Below are 25,495 nucleotides of genomic sequence, written 5' to 3' on the forward strand. Positions count from 1 at the left end.
GTCTAGCGCTAGGTCGTACAAGTTGTATGAATAAAGTTGTAAAAGAATAATAGTGAAGGGGTATACGGAATGAAAAATAAAATAATGACAGGATTTTTAATGACAGCAATTGTAACTGGGACGACTATTCCTATCAATACTCTCGCAACACCAATCGTTCAAGCAGAAACTCAACAGGAAAGCATGGATATTTCCTCATCATTACGAAAATTAGGTGCACAATCTAAATTAATCCAAACATATATTGATCAAGGTTTAATGAGCCCTAATGTACAACTAGAGGAAGTTCCAGCATTAAATACAAATCAATTCCTAATCAAGCAAGATATGAAAGAATGGTCATCAGAGCTTTATCCAAATTTAATTCTATTAAATTCAAAAAGCAAAGGATTTGTAACTAAATTTAATAACTATTATCCAGCATTAAAAGAGTTTGTAGACAATAAAGAAGATAAAGAAGGGTTTTTGGATAGACTTGAAGTTCTTCAAGTTATGACTATGACGAACCAAGAAAACGTACAAAGACAGATTAATGAATTAACAGATCTTAAATTACAGCTTGATAAAAAACTTCAAGATCTCGATACTGATGTGACAAAAGTGCAGGGTGTACTAAGTTCAGATGGAACAGGGAAAATAGATCAGCTGAAAAATAAATTACAAAACACCCAAAAATCAATTCAAAATGATTTACAACAAATAGCATTATTACCAGGAGCTTTAAATGAACAAGGGTTTGTTATTTTCAAAGAAGTCTATAACCTTTCAAAAGATATCATTGAACCTGCTGCTCAAACAGCAGTAGCAGCGTATAACAAAGGCAAAGAAATTAACAACTCTATTTTAGAAGCAGAGAAAAAAGCAGAGCAAGAAGCAAAAGCAAAGGGTAAATCTGCTCTAGAGATTGAAGCTGCAAAAAAAGAAGCCCGTGAAGCAATTGAGAAAAGCAAACAAGCTGAAATAGCTGCAGCTGCAGTTGCACAAACAAAAGAGTATGACCTTACGAAAGTTATTGACCCTGAAAAAATTAAAAAAACATATAGTGCCTTCGCTGAAGTAAATAAACTAACAGCAGAACAGCGAGCACATTTAGCAGATTTAGAGACACAAAACCAAAAATTTTATGATTTAACAAAGAACCTAAAAATAGCAGATTTACAAAAATCAATGCTTCTTATTATGCAAAATGATTTACATACATTTGCAAATCAAGTAGATGTAGAACTTGACCTACTAAAATGCTATAAAGAAGATTTGGATCTAATAAAAAATAGCATTACAAAATTATCTACTAATGTTGATACAACTAACCAGCAGTCTCAAAAAGATACATTAAGACAATTAAAAAATGTAATAAGTTACCTTGAAGAACAAGTCTATAAATTTTAATATTATGTTTTCTAAAAATCTAACGAAAGAATGAGAAGGAGAATAGTTATGAAAAAATTCCCATTTAAAGTGTTGACTTTAGCAACTCTGGCAACGGTTATAACTGCTACGACCGGTAACACTATTCATGCATTTGCACAAGAAACGAACGCTCAAGAACAAAAAGTAGGGAATTATACATTAGGACCTGAAGGACTGAAGAAAGCATTAGCTGAAACAGGATCCCATATTCTTGTAATGGATTTGTACGCAAAAACAATGATTAAACAACCGAATGTTAATTTATCTGATATCGATTTAGGTTCAGGAGGTGGAGAGTTACTCAAAAATATTCACCTTAATCAAGAACTGTCGCGAATCAATGCGAATTATTGGTTAGATACAGCGAAGCCACAGATTCAAAAAACAGCACGTAATATTGTAAATTACGATGAACAATTTCAAAATTATTATGACACATTAGTAGATACTGTACAAAAGAGAGATAAGGCAGGCCTAAAAGAGGGCATAAATGATTTAATTACTACAATTAATACAAATTCAAAAGAAGTTACAGATGTAATTAAGATGTTACAAGACTTCAAATCAAAACTATATACAAATTCTACAGATTTTAAAAATAATGTTGGTGGCCCGGATGGGAAAGGTGGATTAACGGCAATATTAGCGGGACAACAAGCACTGATTCCACAACTTCAAGCTGAACTTGAGCAACTAAGTGCTACTCAGAAAAAACATTTTGACGATGTATTAGCATGGTCAATTGGTGGTGGATTGGGAGCAGCCATTTTAGTTATTGCAGCTATTGCAGGAGTGGTAGTAATTGTTGTGACTGGTGGTACAGCAACACCGGCTGTTGTTGGTGGCCTTTCGGCTCTTGGTGCAGCTGGAATTGGTTTAGGAACTGCAGCTGGTGTCACGGCGTCTAATCATATGAACTCCTATAACGAAATTTCTAAAAAAATCGGAGAATTAGGTACGAAAGCTGATCGTGCTAACCAAGCAGTTATTTCGCTTACTAACGCGAAAGACACATTGGCATATCTGTATCAGACAGTGGATCAAGCGATACTGTCTCTAACAAATATTCAAAAGCAATGGAATACAATGGGGGCCAACTATACAGATTTACTTGATAATATCGACTCTATGCAAGAACATAAATTCTCTTTAATACCGGATGATTTAAAAGCTGCTAAACAAAGTTGGAATGATATTCATAAAGATGCAGAATTCATTTCAAAAGACATTGCTTTCAAACAAGAATAGAACTTCAAATTAAAACCTATATTGGAGGAATATGAAATGATGAACAAAATCCCTTATAAACTACTCGCTGTATCGACGTTTTTAACGTTGACAACAACATCTGTCGTTTCACCAGTAGCAACTTATGCAAGTGAAATTGAACAAACTAACAATGGAGATACGGCTCTTTCTGCAAATGAAGCGAGGATGAAAGAAACCTTGCAAAAGGCCGGGTTATTTGCAAAATCTATGAATGCCTATTCTTATATGTTAATTAAAAATCCAGATGTGAACTTTGAAGGAATTACTATTAATGGATATGTGGATTTACCTGGTAGAATTGTACAAGATCAAAAGAATGCAAGAGCACATGCTGTTACATGGGATACGAAAGTAAAGAAACAGCTTCTAGATACATTGACGGGCATTGTTGAATACGACACAACATTTGACAATTATTATGAAACAATGGTAGATGCGATTAATACAGGGGATGGAGATACTTTAAAAGAAGGGATTACAGATTTACGAGGTGAAATTCAACAAAATCAAAAGGTTGCACAACAATTAATAGAAGAATTAACTAAATTAAGAGACTATATTGGACAAGATGTTAGAGCATTTGGAAGCAATAAAGATCTCTTGCAGTCGATTTTAAAAAACCAAGGTGTAGATGTTGAGGCCGATCAAAAGCGTCTAGATGAAGTTTTAGGATCAGTAAACTATTATAAACAATTAGAATCTGATGGGTTTAATGTAATGAAGGGTGCCATTTTGGGCCTACCGATAATCGGCGGTATCATAGTGGGAGTTGCAAGAGATAATTTAGGTAAGTTAGAGCCTTTATTAGCACAATTGCGTCAGACCGTAGATTATAAAGTAACATTAAATCGTGTAGTTGGAGTTGCTTACAATAATACTAGTGAAATGCATAAGGCGCTTGATGATGCTATTAATGCTCTTACTTATATGTCCACGCAATGGCATGATTTAGATTCTCAATATTCGGGAGTACTGGGGCATATTGAAAATGCAGCTCAAAAAGCGGACCAAAATAAATTTAAATTCTTAAAACCTAACTTGAATGCAGCTAAAGACAGTTGGAAAACATTACGAACAGATGCTGTCACATTAAAAGAAGGGATAAAAGAATTAAAAGTGGAACCTGTCACTGCACAAAAATAGGGAAATATAAATTCTGTTGCAAAGTGACCCAAAACATAGAGAGTCTATGATTACACTGTTAAACAGTAATGCAACAATTAATAAATCCTTATACACCAGAAAGGCGGAGTCTCATTAAAGACTTCGCCTTTCACATATATATAAGCTTTATCCAAATAACCGTGCAGTTTTACTTGTTTTTTAAAATTTTGCAACAGAACTGATTAATTGGGGACAGATTATAAAGAATTGCTTGATAATATCGAATCTATGCAACAACATAGATTCTCTTTAATACTTGATGATTTAAAGGCTGCTAAAGAAAGTGAGAATGGTACTCATAAAAGATGTAGAACTCATTTCGAAAGACATCGCTTTTAAAGAAGAATAGAACTTGAAATCAGACCCTATATAGGAGGAATATGAAATGATGAAAAAAATTCCTTACAAAATACTCGCTGTATCAACGTTTTTAACTATGACAACTACTTATGTAGTCACACCAGTAGCAGCTTTTGTAAGTGAAATTGAACAAACTAACAATGGAGATATGTCTCTTTCAGCAAATGAAAAACAAATGAAAAAAGCTTTGCAAGATGCTGGTTTATTTTTGAAATCTATGAATGAATATTCTTATCTGTTAATCAATAATCCTGATGTGAGTTTTGAAGGAATTACTATTAATGGGTATGAAGATTTACCTAGTAAAATTGTACAAGATCAAAAGAATGCAAGAGCACATGCAGTTACATGGAATACGCAAGTAAAAAAGCAACTTTTAGATACATTGACAGGCATTATTGAATACGATAAAAAATTTGAAAACCATTATGAAACATTAGTAGAGGCGATCAATACTGGGAATGGAGATACTTTAAAAAAAGGGATTACAGATTTACGGGGGGAAATTCAACAAAATCAAAAGTCTGCAAAAGCATTAATAGAAGAATTAACTAATTTAAATGAAAATATTGGACAAGATGTTAGAGCATTTGGAAGTAATAAAGATCTCTTGCAGTCTATTTTAAAAAGCCAAGGAGCTGCGGTTGAGGATGATCAAAAGCGACTAGAGGACCTTTTAGGGCAAGTAAACTATCAGAAAGACATAGAATCTAAGGGATTGGACATGGTGAAAATCCCCTTTCTTCCCACATTGTGGCGGTATAATGATAGGTGATGCAAGAGGTAAGTTAGGCTGGCTAGAGCCGGAATTAGCAAAATTACGTCAGAATGTAGATTATAAAATAACATTAAATCGTGTGGTTGGAGTTGCGTTTCATAATATTAGTGATATGCATAGTGCGATTGATAATGCTATTACTGCTCTTACTTATATGTCCACGCAATGGGATGATTTAGACTCTCAATATACGGGCGTACTGGGACATATTGATAAAGCTGATCAAAATAGATATAAATTCTTAATCCCTAACTTGAATGCGGCGAAAGACAGTTGGAAAACATTAAGAACAGATGTTGTCACATTACAAGAAGGGATAAAAATTGCAGAGAAAAAAGAACAGGATTTTATAAATCAGCTTCGTCCATCAAACGTTTTCTACTTTTATAAAAAAATTCATAACGCATATACATTTGAAATAAAGACTGGATCAAATGCACCAAATGCGTCTTATAAAGTTATGAATTTAACTAAAAACACTGTTCATAATATGTGGGGTGGAGGACCTAATACAAACATGTGGGCTGACTGGCTTTCATTTGATCCAAAAGATGAATTTGCAGTGGTAGCAGTAGTGGATGGAAAAGAATATGTTGTATATAAAGACAAAGTAGAAAATATAATGAACTGAATCTGAAAATGAATGAGCAAAAAGAAAGAGCTTTTTTCGCTTTAGTAATTGCCAATTTTTTTATTTGATAGACGTGTAAATAGACTACTATTTTAGTAAGTCGATGAAAATTTTGTCGAAGTATTGATTATTTAAACCGCGTAGGCAAAACGTTTAAATATACGCCTAAAGGCCCAGAAGGTCTTATTGGAAGTGACGTATATGCGGAAGTTTAAAAATAAAATTTACGGATAGCTTTTAAATGGATTGGTTACATTATTAATTGTGGAGGTGAGAAGGATGAACAAAAAACAACAAGGTTACAATAAGGCAACTTCTGGCGCTAGCATCCAAAGTAAAAATGCTAGCTATGGTACAGAATTCGCAACTGAAACAAATGTACAAGCAGTAAAACAAGCGAATGCACAAGCAGAGGCAAAGAAAGCACAAGCTTCAGGTGCACAAAGTTCGAATGCTAGTTATGGTACAGAATTTGCAACTGAAACGGATGTGCATGCAGTGAAAAAACAAAATGCACAAGCAGCTGCAAAAAAATCTCAATCTTCTAGCTCTAATCAATAATGAAGGGAAAACACTTCTCTATCTTAAGAGAAGTGTTTTCTCAGGCTGTGGAGAAGTCTTCTCCACAGCCTATTTTTATGTCTGAACCTTTCTATTTAAGGCGTACCGTCCTATGCCCATCAACCTCATCAGAATAGCTTTTCCCAAAACGAAAAAAATGAGCTGAGTTCTCAGAAATAACCGTAAAGATATCAAATTTTCGTTGTAGGTTAATTCAAAATCTTAGCCTGATGGATATGTGACGAGCCCCCAATATATCAGTATTTCCCTCGATTATACGTGTAAAAAGAAGAGTGTAATTCAAACTTACAGTTTGATCAGAATTATTGCTCATACTTTGGTTTAGCAACAAACCAAAAGACTCCATTTACAAGTATGTTAGTTGACTGACCACACTTTCTAAAAATTGCTCTACTTTTTCTTTTGATGTATCCGGCGTATGATAACCAATCGTAAATGTAAGTCTTCCATTATAAGAGCTTACCCCCATTGTAAAGAATGGTGCATACATTATAGGTGATGTCATATACCCGTCATCAGCTAGAACTTCAGCAAACTTAATAGGTTCATCTGCTATCGCCCCGAAATTTGTAAGTAACGGCAACGCCATCCCCATTTGTAAAGCCTGTTCGTATTGCTGCTTATACATTTCTTTCACCTCAGATAGCTTTAGACCTGCCAGTAGCTCCATTCCTGCGGCTGAAGAAAGACCTGGATTTTGAGATTTTATTTTATCCATTGATTGCTTGACTCGAACTAGAGTCTGATTAAATGATTCATTATCTTCCATTTTTATCACTGGCATTTCCATACCGGATAAGTTACAAATAGCACCAGTTGTATGATTAGGAAGATATCGTCGTAAATCAATTGTTAAACCGATCATTTTTTCTGCAGTGCGAGGTTCTGCGTACACAGTGAAATGTAATAAAGATTGGAAGTATGCAGACATAATGACATCATTCAAGGTAGCCTGTTGTGCTTTTGTCCATTGGATTAGACGTAGAGTTTGCTCATGGCTCAACCGCCGCACGGACATTTTTGGGTATGTATTTTTGTTAGGTTGAGAAGGAAAAGACCATAACGCTACCTGTTGTTCTTGGCTAGGACGATACGCACTTTTTACGTCTGGTATTCCAGCATATTTGAAAACAGGTGATTGATCGCGAAACCCCTCATTCCCCGCACAAAATCCCTTTATAATTTGATCCTTAGACTGTCCTAGGGAAAGTTGAGTATAAATTGCTCCCAGCAAATTAATATATTCCTTGACTCCTGCACCATCTGAACATAGATGGGATAATTTCACAACTAACATATTTGTTGTAGTACCCTGTAATAATTTTGTTTGAACCATAGGCCCCTGAATACGATTCCCAGATTCATTAATAAAATCTATTGCCATCTTTTCAAGTTCTTTATCATTTCCTTCTGCAAAAAGACAAATAGGTGAGTTAGTACTAGATGAATGTTCCTCCCAGTAAGGAATATCACTTTCTACAAACCGGCTGTTCAAAACCGGCTGTAATTCTAACGTTATCCTTACTGATTGTTCAAGTATTTTCTTTGATATACCTACAGGGAAATAAAGAACGGCATTAATTTGTTGATTTGCAGAATAAAGACCTAGTATATAATTCATTCGATCTTGAGGTGTTACTGGATACTTTCTTTGTTCCATAATTCCCCACTCCTATTTAAGACTATTTTTGGTTATAATCTCGTTCCTCATATGGTTGTAACTTTTCTTCAAGGGCTAATTATGCTTCGTTTTCAATTTTTTTAGTATGTCACTTATGAAGGCATCTTTTTCGTACTGGTTCCATGCTTTTATTGTTATTAACATTCCCTATCGCTTTTCGAATGAAAATAAACATAAAAATATTTCGTTTGTATATATATAAACATTTTATAATAACGTTTATATATTTTCAATAAAAATAAACGAATTATTTTTATTTCTGTTAATAAAGAAAACTATTTTACGTTTAGAAAATTTTAACGATGTATTGTAAGAGTAAAGAAGATGTTTGTTTGATGTTTTGGCCAAGAAAACCGCATAAAAGATGCATTCAGGACTCTATATGCGCGTGACCAAAGCCAGGTTTGGAGAGGCTCAAGAAAGCGATATGTTCGAAACTATCAAAAGTGGTTATCCCAAGAGGCAATCTCCTATCAATCCAAAGATAAATATAAACCATCTATGATTAGTCGAAAACTCGGAGTTATTCGTTTTTTCTTAAGGTGATTATATGAGATCCAATATATCCGGGAACCCCTTCATATAGAGATTAATTGTTACAAATTAAAAGAGAAAAGATATAAAACTGCCCCTATAGATTTAATTCTATGGGATGATTTCAGCGGAAAGTAATGTAATCAGAACAATTTTTGAAGGAAGATTGCCAAAAGAAGAGAGTTCGAAAATTTAATATTTACCCCACTTTTTATTTAATTAGTTTTTTCTATCCTATACGTAAGTTAGGTCAAGATTGTATATTTCTGTACACGATAATATTGAACAAAAAATCACAGGATTCCTCCTGTTTTAGTGTTCAAAAATCTTGTAAACTTATGTATGTTCAAATAAATATAACAAATTGAGTTTTTGAACAAAAATGGAGGGAAAAACATGATAATTCTCCATTTCTTAAATGTTTTCGATATAATATTATTAGTTTTGATTATCTTATATTGAGAGGTACTCTATAAAATTCTAAAATAAATTTGTAGTAGATTAAAAAAAGTATGATTTGGGTTATCTCTTTGGAGTAGTGTATTTTTGTTAACTTGATGGGCACAGTACATAAAACCAATACCTTCCAAACATACTAATAAAATGTTTTGGAGGTGAGTTTATTGGATAAAAAAGACTTTCAAAAAGTTTATAATGATTACTTACATCAAGGAGAAGAGCAAGCTCAATTGGAAGTAGCCCAGGACCAGGAAGTCGATTCAGGAGCAGAACAAATAGTTGCAGTCCGTAAAAATGATGAAGGTGATTTAATTGCTTTTAAGACAAGTAGCGGAAGAGAATTAGATTATATTACTGCTCTTGATGAAGCAAAATCAGGGAAGTTAGCTCATGTGGACGTATTTCATAAGTATGGCAGAGATATTATACGTAGTAAACCTGATGGTATGAAAGAAAATAACTTAGATAATTTACCTTCTTTTTAAACGGGTAAACCTCAAGAAGAGAATGTTAATTTTGATATTCTCTTCTTTTCTTTGCTAAGTTTTCCCTACAAATAGAAGGTTCATTTCTAGAGTGAAATCTCTTTTTTAAAAAGCTCTCTAAATTTCTCTCTATCTTCTGCTGTAAATGGTTTTGGCCCCTTTGTACGCTTGCCGCTTTTTCGAACCATTGCACTTAAATAACGTGTTTGTAATAGTTGGTCAATGTTTTCATTCGTATACTTATAGCCTTTATGGTGTAGAACGATACAGCCTTTTGCTAAAGCGAGCGAAGCAAGGCCATAATCTTGCGTTACGATTAAATCTTCTTTTTTTGCTAGCTGCATAATCCGGTAATCCGCAGCATCTGCTCCAGAATCAACATAAATTGTTTCCACACCTGCTGGCTGTTCCGCATTAGAAAAATGAGAAAAGCTAGTAACGAGGGTAACAGGAATTTCTGCATTCGTAGCCTCAAAAATAATTACATCTTTTACAGGACAAGCATCTGCATCAACGTAAATTTTCATTTTTATCACTCCTATAAAGTGAAACTTTAATCAGTGGGGGTTTTGTTCATCCCCCACTGATTATTAGTTGAACCAATCGGGCGTTTACGGGCAGTTGATCCCTCACCTAACTTCTTTGCTTTTGCTGAATTTTGAGGTGGGGGTCTTATTGCCCGTTAATGCGGGACAAATAGGTTCGTGTTGATAATAATGGTAGATTTATCTTTTGTCAAACGAGATCTCTTTACCTCATGTTATTTTTCACAAACCAAAATAGCCTCACGCAAACGAGAAATACCCTCCTCAATTTGATCAATATTCACTTTTCCATAAGACAAACGTATATAACCATCTTTCGCGCCGAAAATACTACCTGGCATAAAGGCGATTTCTTGTTTTAAGCTTTGCATAATGAGTTGTTTTTCGTTTATCGGTTCGTTTAATTTCCCCCATATGTATATACCACCGGTCGGGTTGGAAAAAGAGATTTTATCGTGAAGTTGTTCGTTTAGGGCACGAACGATAATGTCTCTTTTTTCAGCTAGTTGCTTTCGTAAAGGAACTATATGCGACTGAAATGGAACTGTTTCGAAAAATTGTTGCATAAGCCACTGGGGGAATATACTCATTCCTAATTCCATTTGGTGACGCGCGTCTGATAATCGTTCGACTACAGACTGCGGGGCGACAAGCCAGCCAACTCGTAGCCCTGGCGCAATCATTTTTGATAAGGAATGTACATAAATGACCGTTCCATTTTCATCAATTGATTTTAAAGTAGGACAAGGTTGTTTATTTTCTAAAGTAAGTAAACTGGACGGGTCATCTTCAACGATCGCAATTCGTAAGTCTGCGCAAAGTGATAACAGTTTTTTTCTACGGTTTGGATGCAGCATCGTTCCCGTAGGGTTTTGGAAATTTGGATTTAAAAAGATCATTTTAATACGATGCTTTCTATATAACTCTTGCACATCATCCGGATTAATACCATGCTCATCGACAGGTAATGGGAAAATACGAATACCTGCTGATTGGAATAACGGTAATGAATAGCAGTGAGAGGGACTTTCGAAAGCGACTGCATCACCTGGATTTAATAAGCATTGCACGATAAGGTGAAGTGCTTGCTGCGCGCCGGATGTAATCATAATCGACTGTTCGGTCGCTTCAATTTTTAAATAATCCTTCATATATTTTACTACCGCTTGTCTTAGCGGGAGATACCCTTGCGGATGATCGTAACTTAATGACTGTGTTAACGGTTGTTCTCGTAAAATCGTTTGTAGTTGATCGTGAGGATAGAGGTTACAACCGAGTTCTCCGTTTGCGAAGTCAATGATGTTTTCATTTTGCTGTACTTCTGCCCGAATATGGCGAAGTAACGGTAAGTTTGGTAAAAAAGTACCACCTTCTACGAAACCTCTCCAGTTCGGCGTTAATGTTGGAGAAACACCCCACATATGTGTACTCACACGAGTACCTTTACCGGTCGTGCTTTCTACAATTCCCATTGCGCGAAGTTCATTATAGGCAGTCGTTACCGTACTTCGGTTTACATTTAACTGCGTAGCTAATTTTCGTTCTGAAGGGAGGAAGCTACCTGGGGGAAGCTCTCCATATGTAATGCGTCTTTCAATAAAGTCAACAACTTGCTGATAAATTGGGATTTTGCTGTCACTATCTAGCTTCCATTCCATACAAACGCCTCCGCAAATCTTATATACATCAAGTATAACAAATTGGCTGGGTAAAAAAACAGCCAATTGGACGGTGTTATATCCAGCCAATTTTACTATGCTAAATAGGGAAGGGGAGATTCGGATGAAACGATGGCAAATGGAATGGCTCCTAGTATCAGTAGCATTAGTATGGGGAGCAAATTATACAATAGGAAAGTATGGCGTGGCATTTATGTCATCCATTCAATTTAATAGTTTACGATTTTTAGTAGCCTCTCCGGTATTATTACTTATTACATTTTTAATGGAACGCTCACTTCGCATTGAAAGAAAAGATTGGTTACGATTACTAGCAGTCGGTATCGTTGGAACGACAATGTATCAAACGATGTTTATGCTATCTGTGAAATATACTTCAGCAACGAACGCCTCATTATTAATTGCGATGTCACCTATTTTTACAGGGATATTAGCAGTATTGCACAAACAAGAACGTTTTTCGATGAAAGTACAAATTGGTTCAATAGTAGCGTTTATTGGTGCAGCATTCGTTTTATTAACAGGGCATACGGGAGGAGCTACATACGAGTATGCGTGGCTCGGAAATGTAATTGGATTAGTCGCAGCAATTGCGTGGGGATGGTATCCTATTTTAGCGCAACCACTTATCACAAAATACTCCGCAATGAGAGTCACATCATGGTCTACTTTAATTGGAATTGTACCTCTCGTTATATACTGTTTATTCAACGTAAATACATTAACGTGGCCAGTAGATACGCCAAGCTGGGGATCACTAGCATATTCAATCGTCTTTGCGACAATTTTCGGACTTGCAATGTGGTATGTCGGTATTAGTAAAATAGGTTCAACGAAAGTAATGGTTTATATGTATCTCGTACCATTGTTCGCAGTTATCTTTGCAGCTGTAACAATTGGAGAGCAAATCAATATGATGCAACTCGTTGGCGGTCTTATAATCTTCATCGGCTTATATGTTGTAAAAAAAGGCGGAATCAAAAAGCCAGCTCTCAATTTGAAAAAAGTAAGTTAGTAGTAAAAATGATCTCTTTCATATAGAAGGAGATCATTTTTTATTTAGTAGTAAAATTGCTTGTTCAACGGCCCAGTTTTGATGATCGTGAAGTAAATGTTCTATAGCAAGCGATGGAGACATCCATTGTAAAATATGGTCTTCTTCATGAACTTCAACCTCATGTATCTTTTGTGCAATGTAAAAGAACCCATCGTTTAAATAATATGTATCCTCTTTTTCGGCATAAAAATATCGTGCTGCATTACCGATATAACGATTAATTTCAATCGCCCAACCTAATTCCTCTAGTAATTCCCGCTGTAAACATGCTTCTTTCGTTTCCGTACCTTCCATACCGCCACCAGGTAAAAAGTAATGTTCTCCTTTTCGATGATAGCTATTTTTGAGCAAGTATTGTTAAAAATAACCGCATAGCAACTAGGCCGTAATACATACTGAACAGTAGGTATTTTAGAACCAAATGTGAGTTTCGAAATCATAAAACACGGCCTTTCTCTATAAAGTAAAACTTTAATCAGTGGGGGTTTTGTTCATCCCACACTGATTATTAGTTGAACCAATCGGGCGTTTACGGACAGTTAATCTCCCACCTAACTTCTTTGCTCCACCTGAATTTTGAGGTGGGAGTTTTACTGCCCGTTAATGCGGGATAAAACACATAAAAGGGATAATAAGGTAAATGTTGAATTATATTAAGATAATCATAGTTGATTGGAGTGATAACCAAATGATAAATCGAAAATGTTCAAGGTGTAAAGAAATAACAGGGACAATACATGGTGGTAAAAAAATTAATGAAGAATTTTTATGTGAAGATTGTCTGCAAAAAGGAATTGCGAGTGGGGAAATCGAATTATCACAAGTGGAGAAAGAACAAACTTCGTATCTTTCTATAAAAATATTAAAAATAATGAGTGTTATTTATTTAATAGGATCAATTTTAATGGCTTTTTCTGCTGGATCGCTTATACATGATCCAGGATTTGGGGAAGTATCAATTTCAGGATCAGGTGCAGTTGGTGTTATTATTATTGGATCCATATTCCAGTCTGTACTTGTATTTTGCGGTATTTGGGTATTCATCCTATTAGTAGAAACAGTCATTAAAATTTATGAAAAAATGAAGTGAGTGAGAGGGAGAAACATATGCGAGTTAGAAACATCCAAGGGGAAGATTATATAAAGATTCATTCCGTATTAAATGATTGGTGGGGCGGTAGAGATATGGCTAGTATGTTGCCGAAGTTGTTTTTCGTCCATTTTCAAGAAACGAGTTTTATCATTGAAGAAGATGGGAAAACGTTAGGTTTCTTATGTGGATTTTTTTCACAAACGCATAAAGATGAAGCGTACGTTCATTTTATCGGTGTAAATCCGAAGTTTAGACGAAAAGGAATCGCATCGACTTTATATTCTTATTTCTTCGATGTCGCTCGTGCAAATAACCGTAAAGTTGTAAAAGCGATAACGTCACCAGTTAATAAAAAATCAATTGAATTTCATCAAGAAATCGGATTTCAAATTGAAGCTGGGGATGATGAAATAGAAGGTGTATCCGTACATACAAATTATGATGGGAACGGCGGGAGTAGAGTTTTATTTTTAAAAAATGTGTAAAGTAGGCTAACGTGAAGTTAGTCTTTTTGTTGTGAGGAGGGATAAATATGGAGAGTTCTCAAAGTAGAAACGAGTATTTACGACGTGTTTATAAAGTGCAAGACTATATAGAATCACATATAAATGATTCACTTTCAATTGAAGATTTAGCTAATGTGGCAGGCTTTTCAAAATTTCATTTTCATAGAATTTTTAAAGGGATGATGGATGAGCCGTTATCTCGGTATGTGAATCGTTTGAAATTAGAGAGGGCAACACACCTTCTTATTTATCGTACAGATATGACGATTACAGACATTGCGTATTACTTCGGGTTCACAGATTCAGCAGTTTTCTCCCGGACATTTAAAAGTTATTACGGAGTAAGTCCGTCTCACTATAGAAATCACAATAGCAAGAATTGCAAAGACGTAAGTGAAACTTCTCAATACAATGAATGTAAGAAGGTTCGAGGAAATGTTGAAATTGTAACAGTGGACAACGTAAACGTCGCATACATAAGACATGTAGGTACATATAAAGAGTTAGCTATAGCTTTTTCAAAAATGATAGAAAAACTATTTCGTTACGCCACAGAGCAAAACTATCATGTATTCGAGGATACGAAAGTATTAACAATTTACCACGATCATCATGAGTTTACAGAAGACTATCAGTTAAGAACAAGTCTATGTATAACAATTCCGAATGAGTCCGCAGTAGAAACGAGCGACATTGGAATAATGGTAATACCTTCAGGCAAGTATGCGGTAGGTCATTTTGAAATATTCCAAGAGGAATATAAAGGAGCATGGAATTTCTTATACGGTGAATGGCTGCCAAATAGCGGATATAAGCCGAGAGATTCGTACCCTTTTGAAGTATATAGAAATGATCCAAGGCAGCATCCCGAACATAAACATATAGTTGATATATATGTACCTATCGAACTTTTTTAATCATATATTAAGGGGGAAGAATGATGAAGACTGCTGAACAGTTAGATTGGATTATAAAAGAAAACTATAAAAATATAAATGGTGTATTAGTTGTACAAAAAGGTAATGTTACTTTTGAAAATTATTATAATGGTTACGGTCCAGATGATGCATGTCATGTAGCATCGGTCACAAAAACGATAATCTCTGCGTTAATTGGGATATGTATAGATAAAGGATATATCAAAAGTGTTAATCAAAAAGTAATAGAGTTTTTTCCTGAATATAATCTTAAGGCATCTGAAGTAACAGTTCGGCATCTACTTACAATGACAGCTCCATATCCTTATATAGACTGGCAGGAACCGTTAGAAGAACTATGTACACAAATGGACTGGGTGAAGTATACGTTAAATAGGGCAGGAAAAGGTGGAGAAATTGGACCTTTTAAATATTCATCGGCAGGCGCACATGTACTATCAGCAATTATTACGAGTGTAACAGGGAAAAGTGCTCGTGAGTTTGCGAACGAATATCTATTCAAGCCTATCGGTATAAGAGAAATTCCAAACTACAATATGAAAGCATTTGGATTCGATGACTTATTCGGAAAAGATGTAAAGGGATGGGTTCATGATCCAAATGGTATTTCGACAGGCGGCTGGGGACTAACGTTAACAGTTAAAGATATGGCTAAGTTTGGACAGATGTATTTGAATGAAGGTATTCATAATGGAAAGGAAATTCTTTCAAAATCGTGGGTACAAGAATCAATAGCGATGAATTCAAATCAATACGGTTACTTATGGTGGTTACGAGAAGAAGATGGGGTCTTTTCATACTGTGCCATGGGTGATGGTGGGAATATGATTTGCTGCGTACCAGAGAGGGAACTCGTGGTGGTGATTGCATCTGAGATTATACCGGAGGCGAAGGATATATGGGGGGAGCTAATTTCAAAGTATATTCTTTCTAGTGTACAGTCAAATAATTAAATTTAGTTTAAAATATGGTATGAATTGGAATTTAATACCATGTTTTTTGCTATTATATATAAGTAAGAGATAGAAAGAGATTTCACTAGATGGATAAAAGACGTTGTTTGAAAGGTGAGGGTATGATGACAAAGTCTAATGTTGTAGAAATCATTTCAGCTTTAGTAGCTATTATCGGTGTGTATGTACTAATAAATGCACCAGAAATGGGGAGTAAGGCAACAAGTGAAGCTGTTGCAGAGCAGGGCGGTCATATGGATACAAGTACGTATTTAGCTTTATTACAAGGATACGGAAATTCTTATACAATTCTAGGCGCGACTTGTTTATTTATGGGGTTGCTCAGTTTAATTTCGATCATTTCAATTCAAGTATATAAAAGTAAATAGAGGTTGAAAAAACAATGCTCCTGCCAAATTGACAGGAGCATTGCTCGTATAAATAAGTATTTTCGTAGATGTGTACTTATCACTATGACTTAGTTGAAATATTTTTCAACCCCTCTTTATCGTCTTCATTACTGTCGAATTCGATAAAAAGTTATGTCACAAGTTGCAAATTTGGATGACGTTATATTAACTATAGAAAAAAATGAAAAATACCCGTAACTTTTTACAAGGGAAAATCGTTAAACAAAAGAAAAGGTTTTTAATCATGCGCTTGATTGAATGGGGGAAAAAGAATGAAGATTCTAATACTGGGCGGTACACGTTTTTTGGGAAGGGCTTTCGTAGAAGAGGCTTTGAATAGAGGGCATGAAGTTACATTATTCAACCGTGGAACAAATAAAGAAATTTTTCCTGACGTAGAGCAGTTAATCGGTGACAGAAATGATGATGTTTCAAGTTTAGAAAATCGAAAATGGGATATGGTCATAGATACATGTGGATTTTCTCCTCATCACATTAGGAATGTAGGAGAAGTACTTAAAGATAATATAAAGCACTATACATTCATCTCAAGCCTTTCCGTATATAAAGATTGGATCCCGCATCACATAAAAGAAGATTATAAATTACTACCTGAACCACCAAGTGATAAGGTAAAAGCTGTAGAGAATGGTGAAATATCTCCTTATGAGTATTACGGTGCGCTTAAAGTATTATGTGAAAAAGAAGCAGAGAATTATTGGCCGGGTCGTGTTTTACACGTAAGAGCAGGACTTCTTTCGGGAATGTTTGATTATACAGATCGACTTCCATATTGGGTTCAGCGTGTAGAAAAGGGAGGAAAAGTGTTAGTTCCAGGAAGGAAAGACCGTCCAGTGCAGTTCGTTGATATAAAAGACGTCGCAAGCTTTGGACTAAACATGGCAGAAAACAATAAAGTAGGTACATTTAATGTAACGGGTCCGAAAGATGAATTGACGATGGAAGAGTTATTAAATACGTGTAAAGAAGTTATGAATAGCGATGCTGAATTCGTTTGGATCGATGAATCATTTATGCATGAGAATAAAGTGCAGCCATGGACAGAGATGCCATTATGGCTTCCTGAAACTTTTTCATTAGAAGGTGAAAAAGATCCGTGGAAAGGTGGATTCTCTATTAATATAGAGAGCGCAGTTAAAGAGGGTCTTACTTTTAGAAGTTTAGAAGATACAGTTACAGACGTGTATGAGTGGATGGAAGAAACGAAAGATAGGGAATTAAAGGCAGGTATTTCAATTGAAAGAGAAAAGGTGCTGTTAGATAAGTGGTATGAAATAAAGAGAGTTTAAATAGGAATCTTATGAAAAAAGGACTCTGTCTATTGGTTAAACAGAGTCCTAATATTCATCTACCACTCAATCGGATCTTCTCCGTACATTTCCCATAACTTAGGAAACATGTTTTTCAATCCTTCTTCGTCATCTTCATCCCAATCAAACTCAAAATCTACCTCGTCGAATTTTTCATTGGATAAAACATGATAAAGTTTGAAGTAAGTATCTTCTTCATCCCCAGTTTTTTCTATATATACAGTGTAACCGAAATATAAAGAAAGTTCTTCAATGTTTGGAACGTCATCTTCGCTCATATTGTCTAACACCGGAATTAACAGTTCTGGATTTTCAATACATGCTTCATAAACTTCTTTTCCTTGGAACAATAACCATCCGCGGAAGTAATCAAAACTATCATCCGAACAACCACCCATAATAATATAGGCCGCTGCCCATAAACGAGAAGTATAGGAAGCTTTTAATATGCGATGCATATGTGTGTCAAAAGCTACAATTTCATGTACTGTACGTTTAGCAAGGTGAGAAGTAAGCCATTCTAGTTGTTCTTCTTGATCTTCACCTTTCGTTTTTGCACGAGCGAGTAGCTCCCAAAATTCTTCTTCCGTTATCGTTTTTTCTTTTATGTAATCTTCCCCAAGGCACGGGTCTGTATATCCTTTTTTTCGTTTGGAAGCAATTAGTTTGTTAGCTTCTTTTATACAATCTTCTTCTGTTTCAAACTCTTTCGCTTTCACACTACCAGCTGTGCCAATTTTTCCGTAAAACACAACATAGTCTTTTTCTTTCACAACGATTTTCCAAAACTTATTTGATTTCTCAGTTTGCTGGATTAATAACGTTTCCATTCGTACCCCCATATTGTTTTTCTAGTGTGCTTTGTGATTGTAACATATGCATAAATACCTGTAATGACAAAAAGGTAAGTGTAGTTTTTGGAAAGTTCAAAAATCATTGAATCAAATAGAAAAATTTAGTAATCTTATTTGTACAGCACATACATATTAGTTTTGTAATGATTCAATATTTAAATAATATATAGGGGGAATTCGAAGTGGATCTTACGTTTAAAGTAGAAGAAACATGTTTTAATTACCGAGTCGGAGCAATTTGTAAACACGATAATAAAATACTCATCCTTCAAGATGAAGGTGAAGAGTATTGGTACGTACCAGGCGGACGAGTGAAAATGCTAGAAAATAGTGAAGATGCATTAAAACGAGAGCTTGCAGAAGAAGTGGGTGTTCCTATTAAAGTGAAGAGATTAATATGGTCAGTAGAAAATTTCTTCACCCTTTCTGAGCGAAAGTTCCATGAGATTAGTTTTTATTATGAAGTAGAGCTGCATGAATTACCTGCAAATGGGGCGGATCAATATATTCTTGAAGAAGCAGGTAGAAAATATATATTTAAGTGGGTGCCGGTAGAAGAGTTAGATGCGTATAACTTACAGCCAGCGTTTATAAAAGATAAAGTAAAGGATGTATCAGTTCATACAGAACATATCGTTTTACAAAAATAAACGTGTTTGGAGGGGGAAACGGTGAAGGGGACTAAAAAGGAAATACATATAGACGACAAAGTCATTCGTTATACACATATCGAAAAAGGTTCTAATACGGTTTGTTTTATGTTTTCAGGTTCCGGTTACAATTATGATAAACCGTTATTTTACTATGCAACGATGCTTATGCTTGAAAATAAAATAGATGTAGTTCATATTCATTATTCCTACGATGGACAATTAATGGAAAAACCAATGGAAGAAATAACGAAAGTAATGATGGATGATATTAATCCTGTCAGTATTGAAGTATTGAAAAACGGGCAATATAGCAATTCGATGTTTTTAGGAAAATCACTCGGAACAATCCCAATTGCAAATGACTTAATGAAGAGAGAGGAATACTTACAGTCAAAGATGTTATTACTTACACCTTTACTGACGTTTGATTCGATTTTTGATTCTATCTTACATAGTCATCAGGACGGGCTTTTAGTAATTGGAGACAAAGATCATCAATACAATGCAAGTCAAATGGAGCGATTAGAGCAATCCAATTTAAAGATTGAGATTGTCAAAAATACAAACCATTCTTTAAATGTTGGAGAGTTTGAAACAGAGAATTCAATTACAGCTATAGCAAAAATAATAGAAAAACTTAAAGAAGTTGTTAGGATGAACTAATTTAAGTTTCAATACATGCAAAAAGAGGTGCGAATTGCACCTCTTTTTTGTTTAATAAGCCTTCAACACATGAAGTAAATAATCCTTTCGATTCAGCGGATTAAAGTCAACGCGTTTTCGAGTAGGGAAGGGAGCCGTAAGTTTTGTAAAATCACCTGGCTTTGTTGTGAAGATTCCTTCTCCTTCAGTAAATGAATGGAGCATTCGTTTAAAATTCTCTGTTTTCGCAATAGGTAACGATCCAGTTAAGTGATAAGAATCATTATGCAATATAGGCTCTGCGAAAGTTGCTGGAATGGCTGCAAGCTTATACATTGCGGTACTAATTGCGTGCTCCGGTACAGTTAATTCAAATTCGTTTAATGGCTCAAATACACATGTTTCAGCTTGCTTTAAAGCATCCATTAAAACGAGCGGTGTTAATTTTCTAAAGTCACTCGCTGTTGTAACAGGACTAGCATACCCGGTATGTGTTAATGTGACGATAATGTCCGTAACTTCCCAGCCGTATAAACCTTGTTTTAACGATTGAAATACAGTATCTTCAATCGCTTTATGAAATGCTAAAGGTAGTGATCCAAGTTCAACGCCTAAGTTATACGTTATGCCAGAGTTAAGTTCACCACGTTCAACTTTGAAACCGATTGTTGCGTAAAAAGGATTCGCTTTTTCACCCATTACTTCAACGCTATTCCCTATGCGAATTGGTTTTTCAATACATACAACTCGCGTGTTTGAAAAGGTAACTTGTAGACGGTATTTTTCATAAAGTGTTGTTTCAATAACTTCTTTTTGCACTTCACCGAAAAGGCGAATGTATAGTTCATTATGAACATTGTCTTTCCAAACCTTTATGAGAGGATCTTCTTCGCATAGTTCCATAAGAGCAGCGTATAAATCATGAATTCGTTCTTTTGGCACTGCTTCAATAGCAGCTTCCATTTGCGGTTCGGCAAAGTGAATATCTTTTATATAATCCGTCCGTTCACCGATAATGTCCCCAATTTTGATATTCGTAAGTCCCCACACTTTACAAAACTCTCCACTATGAACAGTAGAGGCTTGAACTGCATTTCCGTTATGAAATATGCACATTTTTTTAATCTTTTCTTTATGCGATAGAGACTCACTACGCTGAATATCAACATATTTTCTAACGTGTAAACAACCAGAAAATAGTCTTACGTAAGCAATCTTTTCGCCAGAAGATTCACGTTCAATTTTAAAAACAACACCGGATAATGTTTCATCTTGTGCCGATTTAGTAGCTGGAATTAGGGCTGAAATATTTTCAAGTAATTCAGTTACTCCAATACCTGTCATTGCTGAACCAAAAAAGATAGGGAACACATTTGCTTGCTGTATTTGCTTTTCGAGTTCTTTTCTTAATAGTGCGTCCGGTATTCTTTCGTTATTTACATATGATGCAAGCAATGATTCCTTATATGGCACTAATCGTTCAATACAATCGTCATATGACTTATATTCAATAATACGAGCTTCCTTTGTTCCTTCGTTCTCTACAGAGTAGAAGGGGAATACATCATTTGAAAGAATTGCTTTTATTTGTTTCATAACTTTTTCAGTATTTGCGCCACTACGGTCTATTTTATTTACAAATAAAACAGTCGGTATGTTTAGTTTCTGTAGTGTTCGCATTAAAATCTTCGTTTGTGCTTGCACACCTTCAACGGCAGAGATAACTAAAATGGCACCGTCTAAAACGCGGAATGATCGTTCCACTTCAGCGATAAAATCAGCGTGTCCAGGTGTATCAATGACATTTACTTTTAAATCATCAATAAAGAAAGAAACGACAGATGCTTTAATCGTAATTCCGCGTTGTCTTTCTAATTCCATTGAGTCAGTTTGCGTATTGCCACTATCTACTCGGCCAACTTCTTTAATCACATTCGTTTCATAAAGAATACGCTCAGTCAAACTCGTCTTGCCAGCGTCTACGTGCGCGACAATCCCTATATTTATTGTTGTCATATATAAATATCCTCATTTCATTTTCCATTTTTATTTCCTCATTTCTATTTGTGTATTGCCGCATTACGATCACTCTCCAGTCACTTAAATTAGTACTATTATAATACAATTAACATTTTTTGTAATGTGATAAAGTCCCTTGTTTTGGAAAAATATTAATAGGCGAACATTAAAAAAATAAACAGGAAAAACAAAATGCTTGCATTTTAAATTGTTATCTATTATATTAATTGACATATCAACTATTGATGCATCAAATGTTTTTTGTTCTAAAAGTAAAGGAGGGTTAATTTGACAAGTTCATGCTCAAAAGAAGCAATTATTTTATATAAATTACACTTTCTCAATAAAGAAGTAAGTTCGAAGTTTGAAGGGTGTACGGGTATGAGTCAGTCTAGACTAGAGCTTATACTTCAGTTGTATGAAGTAGATGAAATTAGTCAAAAAGCACTTCAGCAAGAAGTGAATATTGATAATGCAGCGATTACGAGGCATTTAAAACAGCTGGAAGCAAACGGAATGATTACAAGACGTAAAAATCCAGATGATAACAGAATTACGTTAGTTTCTCTTACAGAAGAGGGGCGAAATAAAATTCAAGTGTATCAAGAGGAAAAAGAGCGTTTCGCTACTTCAGCATTTAAAGGATTAAGTGAAGAACAGCGCGATAATCTTTTAACTATGTTAGACCGCATTCAAGAAAATATAAAAGAACTTTAAAAAAGGGAGAATACAACTATGACTAACTCAGTAAAAACAAATGATTTTAACGAAATTTTAACAGGACGCCGTTCAATTCGTAAGTACGATCCTTCAGTGAAAATTAGCAAAGAAGAGATGACTGAAATTCTTGCAGAAGCAACACTTGCACCATCTTCTGTAAACATGCAACCATGGAGATTCTTAGTTATTGAAAGTGACGAAGCAAAAGCAACACTTGCGCCACTTGCGAAATTTAATCAATCTCAAGTAGAAACATCTTCAGCAATGATCGCTGTATTTGGTGATTTAAACAACTTTGATAACGCAGAAGAAATTTACGGTACAGCAGTAGAGCGCGGTTTAATGCCAGCTGAAGTAAAAGAAGATCAAATGCAAAAACTTTCAGGTTACTTCTCAATGGTTACACCAGAAGTAATGAAAGATACTGTTTTAATTGACGGTGGTCTTGTAGCAATGCAATTTATGCTAGCAGCTCGTGCTCACGGTTATGACACTTGCCCAATTGGTGGATTTGAAAAAGACCAAATCGCAGAAGCATTTGGATTAGATAAAGAACGCCACGTACCAGTTATGTTAATTTCAATCGGAAAAGCTGCTGACAGTGGTTATCCATCAGTACGTCTTCCAATTGAAAAAGTTGCCCAGTGGAAGTGATTTTATAAAAATAGAAATAAGTGAGATATGAGAGGGGAAAAACCATGATTATTATTCACGCAATATTTCAAGTAAATCCAGCAAAACAACAATCATTTTTAGAAGAAATTCAGCCACTACTTCATGGTTCAAGAGAAGAAAGTGGAAATGTATCTTACGACCTATATAAAGATACTGAAAAAGAAAGTGTTTATACGATGGTAGAAGTATGGAAAGATGAAGCAGCAGTTGCGAGTCATAATACGAGTGAACACTTCACATCTTTCGTTAGTAAAGCAGCACAGTTTTTAACTGCTCCGCTTGATATAAAGGTTTATAGCGGTGAACTAGTAAAATAATATGGTTATAGAAGATGACTTTGGCGTATGCTGAGGTCATCTTTTTTATTTTGATAGGAATATATTTACTTCTAACGTGATGTGTTATAATTTGGAAAATAAATATTCTTAATTTTAAAAATATTTAAAGGTGGTAGTGAAATATATGAACATATTAAAGAAAATCACTAACAATATTTCAAAGGTCATTATAGGGAAAAATGAATCGATTGAACTCGCAGCAATAGCTCTTGTAGCGAGAGGACATATTTTATTAGAAGATGTACCCGGTACTGGAAAAACAACATTAGCGAAAAGTTTAGCAAAAAGTGTGGACGCTAAGTTTCAAAGAATTCAATTCACAGCTGATACTTTGCCGGGCGATGTTATTGGTCTCGAATATTTTGATGTGAAAGAACTTTACCATTTCATGAACAAAGAAGGTCCTATGAAACGATACAACAATGGTTAAAACGAATATGTCGAACGATAGACATTATTCCGATATATGAGTCTGTTCGCTATGGTGAAAAGACGTATACGGAGTTAGATGTAGAGAAGACTATGCGGTGGATAGAACGGGATGGAAAAGGTCGGTATGAATAGTAGAATGTACTATATCAAGATAAAAAAGGTGGCGGGGTTAATCTGAATGTAAAAATTATATTTAATTGCATGTTAATGTATAGTTAATTTTTTAATATCTCTACCAATGGAAAAAGAATATACAAGCTATATGTAACTCTTTGTAGAGTATTGCTTCTTTAATTGTTCATGAGTATATCTTTGTTTTATTAATATAGAATGAAAAAAGGATGTATTAAAGCTAAACGATTAACGGGTAGCATGTAAATAAAAAATTACATGAGTTTAGTAAAAACTTATAATTTATTTTTAAGGGTGTGAAAATATAATGAAACCGATATTGAAAAGTATACTTCTTTCCTTTATTTTTTCTGCAGTAGGGATGTGTTGGCTACTGTTCATGTTATTTAGAGGAGGCGGAGATTGGTTATTGTCTTGGATAGGTGTATTAATGGCATATTTATCTTTATACACTTTAATAGATTTATATTGCAAAAATACATACGAAAAAACATTAAATAAATTACTTATAAAATCAACAGTTACTACCTTTAGTTTTGGAGTATTAGGAATCACATTTGGTATAATACACGAGCTATTAACACCATGGAGTCTCAGTTTAATGGTTTGGTATTGGGTGCTAATACTATTTTTATTTTTAACGACCATAATATTATTAGTTATTTTAGTATTGGTAAATCGTAAAAATCATAATTTCACCGTGGGATATAGAATACTTATACTTCTAAATATATTTCTTACTTTAGGACCAGTATTGTGGCCACTATTTCTTACTATTCTTGGAAATGGTATGAATGCTAGTGCAGGATGGTAAAAGTGAATAGAGATTAGTTGTTTAAAGAATAGAATAGAATGGAATGGAATAAAAAGTTGATATAGGGTTTTAAATATTTAAGAGAGCGTGTTTACATAAAAAATGAAAACATGTTCTTTTTTATTGTTAATCTTAATATGAACTCATTATATTCATAAGATAATCCAATCAGGATAAAATATATGTTATTGAAACAAACATATATGTACCTTTGAAGCGAACACAATTAATGAATCATCTTAAAAATAATAAAGACGAGGTGGAATGAAAATAAGGGCAGTTAAGTGACTGTCCTTATTTTCATTTTACCTTTTTAGTTTCATACACAACTCTTTCTCAGCTTATCGTATC

Annotated in this window: 23 protein-coding genes and 7 pseudogenes; 24 read left to right on the forward strand and 6 right to left on the reverse strand. The window is 34.7% G+C overall.

All coding sequences use genetic code 11. The features are described 5' to 3' along the window. Positions 1 to 69 precede the first annotated feature (69 nt). The 7 genes and pseudogenes from hblC to MKX77_RS09410 all read left to right on the forward strand — a co-directional run bounded on the left by hblC (position 70) and on the right by MKX77_RS09410 (position 6,173). Positions 70 to 1,389, forward strand: coding sequence for a hemolysin BL lytic component L2 (gene hblC, locus MKX77_RS09380; RefSeq protein WP_341306420.1), 1,320 nt, complete (start codon positions 70 to 72; stop codon positions 1,387 to 1,389). 48 nt (positions 1,390 to 1,437) lie between these two features. Beyond that, the gene (gene hblD / locus MKX77_RS09385; protein ID WP_341306421.1) at positions 1,438 to 2,658 is read left to right on the forward strand and encodes a hemolytic enterotoxin HBL lytic component L1; all 1,221 of its coding nucleotides are present in this window, start codon (positions 1,438 to 1,440) and stop codon (positions 2,656 to 2,658) included. A 36-nt stretch (positions 2,659 to 2,694) separates the two neighbouring features. After that, complete coding sequence (hblA, locus tag MKX77_RS09390) at positions 2,695 to 3,822, forward strand: hemolysin BL binding component B (RefSeq protein WP_341306422.1); 1,128 nt, start codon at positions 2,695 to 2,697, stop codon at positions 3,820 to 3,822. Positions 3,823 to 4,029: 207 nt separating this feature from the next. Continuing rightward, positions 4,030 to 4,192 (forward strand): annotated as a pseudogene (locus tag MKX77_RS09395) (hemolysin BL lytic component L1); the annotation flags it as partial. A gap of 36 nt (positions 4,193 to 4,228) precedes the next feature. Next, positions 4,229 to 5,612, forward strand: a pseudogene (gene hblB / locus MKX77_RS09400) (hemolysin BL regulatory component HblB). Between the two features lie 122 nt (positions 5,613 to 5,734). Next, a pseudogene (locus tag MKX77_RS09405) lies at positions 5,735 to 5,803 on the forward strand (FMN-dependent NADH-azoreductase); the annotation flags it as partial. 88 nt (positions 5,804 to 5,891) lie between these two features. Beyond that, positions 5,892 to 6,173, forward strand: coding sequence for a gamma-type small acid-soluble spore protein (locus tag MKX77_RS09410; protein ID WP_341306423.1), 282 nt, complete (start codon positions 5,892 to 5,894; stop codon positions 6,171 to 6,173). Positions 6,174 to 6,540: 367 nt separating this feature from the next. On the opposite strand, the gene MKX77_RS09415 is transcribed toward MKX77_RS09410, so the two are convergent. Beyond that, positions 6,541 to 7,854: a condensation domain-containing protein gene (locus tag MKX77_RS09415; protein WP_341306424.1), complete on the reverse strand. Its 1,314-nt coding sequence runs from the start codon at positions 7,852 to 7,854 to the stop codon at positions 6,541 to 6,543. A 360-nt stretch (positions 7,855 to 8,214) separates the two neighbouring features. On the opposite strand from MKX77_RS09415, the pseudogene MKX77_RS09420 reads away from it, so the two are divergent. Both MKX77_RS09420 and MKX77_RS09425 read left to right on the forward strand, forming a co-directional pair. Further along, a pseudogene (locus tag MKX77_RS09420) lies at positions 8,215 to 8,418 on the forward strand (site-specific integrase); the annotation flags it as partial. A gap of 614 nt (positions 8,419 to 9,032) precedes the next feature. After that, positions 9,033 to 9,353, forward strand: a complete 321-nt coding sequence (locus MKX77_RS09425; protein ID WP_341306425.1) for a DUF3892 domain-containing protein — start codon at positions 9,033 to 9,035, stop codon at positions 9,351 to 9,353. Positions 9,354 to 9,439: 86 nt separating this feature from the next. On the opposite strand, the gene MKX77_RS09430 is transcribed toward MKX77_RS09425, so the two are convergent. Continuing rightward, on the reverse strand, positions 9,440 to 9,880 hold the full coding sequence (locus MKX77_RS09430; protein ID WP_341306426.1) for a YaiI/YqxD family protein: 441 nt from the start codon (positions 9,878 to 9,880) through the stop codon (positions 9,440 to 9,442). A gap of 233 nt (positions 9,881 to 10,113) precedes the next feature. Further along, positions 10,114 to 11,556 carry a MocR-like pyridoxine biosynthesis transcription factor PdxR gene (gene pdxR, locus MKX77_RS09435; protein ID WP_002200040.1) on the reverse strand — a complete coding sequence of 481 codons (1,443 nt, stop codon included), beginning with the start codon at positions 11,554 to 11,556 and terminating at the stop codon, positions 10,114 to 10,116. A gap of 124 nt (positions 11,557 to 11,680) precedes the next feature. On the opposite strand from pdxR, the gene MKX77_RS09440 reads away from it, so the two are divergent. Continuing rightward, on the forward strand, positions 11,681 to 12,592 hold the full coding sequence (locus MKX77_RS09440) for a DMT family transporter (protein ID WP_131245597.1): 912 nt from the start codon (positions 11,681 to 11,683) through the stop codon (positions 12,590 to 12,592). A 33-nt stretch (positions 12,593 to 12,625) separates the two neighbouring features. Here the strand turns inward: MKX77_RS09440 and MKX77_RS09445 are convergent. Further along, positions 12,626 to 13,074: pseudogene (locus tag MKX77_RS09445) on the reverse strand (NUDIX hydrolase). Between the two features lie 248 nt (positions 13,075 to 13,322). Here MKX77_RS09445 and MKX77_RS09450 point away from each other — a divergent pair. The 6 genes from MKX77_RS09450 to MKX77_RS09475 all read left to right on the forward strand — a co-directional run bounded on the left by MKX77_RS09450 (position 13,323) and on the right by MKX77_RS09475 (position 17,844). Further along, complete coding sequence (locus MKX77_RS09450) at positions 13,323 to 13,724, forward strand: DUF3980 domain-containing protein (protein ID WP_341306427.1); 402 nt, start codon at positions 13,323 to 13,325, stop codon at positions 13,722 to 13,724. 17 nt (positions 13,725 to 13,741) lie between these two features. Then, positions 13,742 to 14,212, forward strand: coding sequence for a GNAT family N-acetyltransferase (locus MKX77_RS09455; RefSeq protein WP_341306428.1), 471 nt, complete (start codon positions 13,742 to 13,744; stop codon positions 14,210 to 14,212). 47 nt (positions 14,213 to 14,259) lie between these two features. Beyond that, entirely contained in the window at positions 14,260 to 15,150 is an 891-nt protein-coding gene (locus MKX77_RS09460) for an AraC family transcriptional regulator (RefSeq protein ID WP_341306429.1), read from the forward strand. Positions 15,151 to 15,173: 23 nt separating this feature from the next. Next, positions 15,174 to 16,124 carry a serine hydrolase domain-containing protein gene (locus tag MKX77_RS09465; protein ID WP_341306430.1) on the forward strand — a complete coding sequence of 317 codons (951 nt, stop codon included), beginning with the start codon at positions 15,174 to 15,176 and terminating at the stop codon, positions 16,122 to 16,124. An 89-nt stretch (positions 16,125 to 16,213) separates the two neighbouring features. Continuing rightward, positions 16,214 to 16,513 (forward strand): hypothetical protein, encoded by a 300-nt coding sequence (locus MKX77_RS09470; protein ID WP_085311779.1) that lies wholly within the window; start codon positions 16,214 to 16,216, stop codon positions 16,511 to 16,513. A 293-nt stretch (positions 16,514 to 16,806) separates the two neighbouring features. Further along, positions 16,807 to 17,844, forward strand: coding sequence for an SDR family oxidoreductase (locus MKX77_RS09475; RefSeq protein WP_341306431.1), 1,038 nt, complete (start codon positions 16,807 to 16,809; stop codon positions 17,842 to 17,844). Between the two features lie 59 nt (positions 17,845 to 17,903). Here the strand turns inward: MKX77_RS09475 and MKX77_RS09480 are convergent, their stop codons facing one another. Beyond that, on the reverse strand, positions 17,904 to 18,695 hold the full coding sequence (locus tag MKX77_RS09480; RefSeq protein ID WP_341306432.1) for a DUF4240 domain-containing protein: 792 nt from the start codon (positions 18,693 to 18,695) through the stop codon (positions 17,904 to 17,906). A gap of 206 nt (positions 18,696 to 18,901) precedes the next feature. On the opposite strand from MKX77_RS09480, the gene MKX77_RS09485 reads away from it, so the two are divergent. Then, entirely contained in the window at positions 18,902 to 19,369 is a 468-nt protein-coding gene (locus tag MKX77_RS09485) for an NUDIX hydrolase (protein WP_341306433.1), read from the forward strand. A gap of 21 nt (positions 19,370 to 19,390) precedes the next feature. Further along, the gene (locus tag MKX77_RS09490; RefSeq protein WP_341306434.1) at positions 19,391 to 20,035 is read left to right on the forward strand and encodes an alpha/beta hydrolase; all 645 of its coding nucleotides are present in this window, start codon (positions 19,391 to 19,393) and stop codon (positions 20,033 to 20,035) included. A 51-nt stretch (positions 20,036 to 20,086) separates the two neighbouring features. On the opposite strand, the gene MKX77_RS09495 is transcribed toward MKX77_RS09490, so the two are convergent. Then, positions 20,087 to 22,030 (reverse strand): GTP-binding protein, encoded by a 1,944-nt coding sequence (locus MKX77_RS09495; protein WP_341306435.1) that lies wholly within the window; start codon positions 22,028 to 22,030, stop codon positions 20,087 to 20,089. A 291-nt stretch (positions 22,031 to 22,321) separates the two neighbouring features. Between MKX77_RS09495 and MKX77_RS09500 the strand changes: the two genes are divergently transcribed. The 6 genes and pseudogenes from MKX77_RS09500 to MKX77_RS09525 all read left to right on the forward strand — a co-directional run bounded on the left by MKX77_RS09500 (position 22,322) and on the right by MKX77_RS09525 (position 25,144). Continuing rightward, a complete protein-coding gene (locus MKX77_RS09500) occupies positions 22,322 to 22,750 on the forward strand; it encodes a MarR family winged helix-turn-helix transcriptional regulator (RefSeq protein ID WP_341306436.1) in 429 nt (142 codons plus the stop codon). Between the two features lie 18 nt (positions 22,751 to 22,768). Continuing rightward, entirely contained in the window at positions 22,769 to 23,407 is a 639-nt protein-coding gene (locus MKX77_RS09505) for a nitroreductase family protein (RefSeq protein WP_341306437.1), read from the forward strand. Positions 23,408 to 23,451: 44 nt separating this feature from the next. Then, the gene (locus tag MKX77_RS09510) at positions 23,452 to 23,745 is read left to right on the forward strand and encodes a putative quinol monooxygenase (RefSeq protein ID WP_341306438.1); all 294 of its coding nucleotides are present in this window, start codon (positions 23,452 to 23,454) and stop codon (positions 23,743 to 23,745) included. A gap of 145 nt (positions 23,746 to 23,890) precedes the next feature. Further along, a pseudogene (locus MKX77_RS09515) lies at positions 23,891 to 24,175 on the forward strand (AAA family ATPase); the annotation flags it as partial. Further along, a pseudogene (locus MKX77_RS09520) lies at positions 24,136 to 24,330 on the forward strand (signal peptidase II); the annotation flags it as partial. The pseudogenes MKX77_RS09515 and MKX77_RS09520, both read left to right, overlap by 40 nt. A gap of 307 nt (positions 24,331 to 24,637) precedes the next feature. Then, complete coding sequence (locus tag MKX77_RS09525) at positions 24,638 to 25,144, forward strand: DUF3902 family protein (protein WP_341306439.1); 507 nt, start codon at positions 24,638 to 24,640, stop codon at positions 25,142 to 25,144. The last annotated feature ends 351 nt before the right edge of the window (positions 25,145 to 25,495 follow it).

The sequence above is a fragment of the Bacillus sp. FSL R9-9410 genome (assembly GCF_038050385.1).
In the GTDB taxonomy this organism is placed as follows: Bacteria; Bacillota; Bacilli; order Bacillales; family Bacillaceae_G; genus Bacillus_A; species Bacillus_A cereus_U.

Coding starts and splice junctions, on each gene's coding strand:
- MKX77_RS09465 (WP_341306430.1), top strand. CDS start 15,174: ATGAAGACTGCTGAACAGTTAGATTGGATTATAAAAGAAAACTATAAA.
- MKX77_RS09480 (WP_341306432.1), bottom strand. CDS start 18,695: ATGGAAACGTTATTAATCCAGCAAACTGAGAAATCAAATAAGTTTTGG.
- hblA (WP_341306422.1), top strand. CDS start 2,695: ATGATGAACAAAATCCCTTATAAACTACTCGCTGTATCGACGTTTTTA.
- MKX77_RS09440 (WP_131245597.1), top strand. CDS start 11,681: ATGAAACGATGGCAAATGGAATGGCTCCTAGTATCAGTAGCATTAGTA.
- MKX77_RS09455 (WP_341306428.1), top strand. CDS start 13,742: ATGCGAGTTAGAAACATCCAAGGGGAAGATTATATAAAGATTCATTCC.
- MKX77_RS09525 (WP_341306439.1), top strand. CDS start 24,638: ATGAAACCGATATTGAAAAGTATACTTCTTTCCTTTATTTTTTCTGCA.
- pdxR (WP_002200040.1), bottom strand. CDS start 11,556: ATGGAATGGAAGCTAGATAGTGACAGCAAAATCCCAATTTATCAGCAA.
- MKX77_RS09475 (WP_341306431.1), top strand. CDS start 16,807: ATGAAGATTCTAATACTGGGCGGTACACGTTTTTTGGGAAGGGCTTTC.
- MKX77_RS09510 (WP_341306438.1), top strand. CDS start 23,452: ATGATTATTATTCACGCAATATTTCAAGTAAATCCAGCAAAACAACAA.
- MKX77_RS09430 (WP_341306426.1), bottom strand. CDS start 9,880: ATGAAAATTTACGTTGATGCAGATGCTTGTCCTGTAAAAGATGTAATT.
- MKX77_RS09495 (WP_341306435.1), bottom strand. CDS start 22,030: ATGACAACAATAAATATAGGGATTGTCGCGCACGTAGACGCTGGCAAG.
- hblC (WP_341306420.1), top strand. CDS start 70: ATGAAAAATAAAATAATGACAGGATTTTTAATGACAGCAATTGTAACT.
- MKX77_RS09410 (WP_341306423.1), top strand. CDS start 5,892: ATGAACAAAAAACAACAAGGTTACAATAAGGCAACTTCTGGCGCTAGC.
- hblD (WP_341306421.1), top strand. CDS start 1,438: ATGAAAAAATTCCCATTTAAAGTGTTGACTTTAGCAACTCTGGCAACG.
- MKX77_RS09505 (WP_341306437.1), top strand. CDS start 22,769: ATGACTAACTCAGTAAAAACAAATGATTTTAACGAAATTTTAACAGGA.
- MKX77_RS09415 (WP_341306424.1), bottom strand. CDS start 7,854: ATGGAACAAAGAAAGTATCCAGTAACACCTCAAGATCGAATGAATTAT.
- MKX77_RS09470 (WP_085311779.1), top strand. CDS start 16,214: ATGGATAAAAGACGTTGTTTGAAAGGTGAGGGTATGATGACAAAGTCT.
- MKX77_RS09450 (WP_341306427.1), top strand. CDS start 13,323: ATGATAAATCGAAAATGTTCAAGGTGTAAAGAAATAACAGGGACAATA.
- MKX77_RS09460 (WP_341306429.1), top strand. CDS start 14,260: ATGGAGAGTTCTCAAAGTAGAAACGAGTATTTACGACGTGTTTATAAA.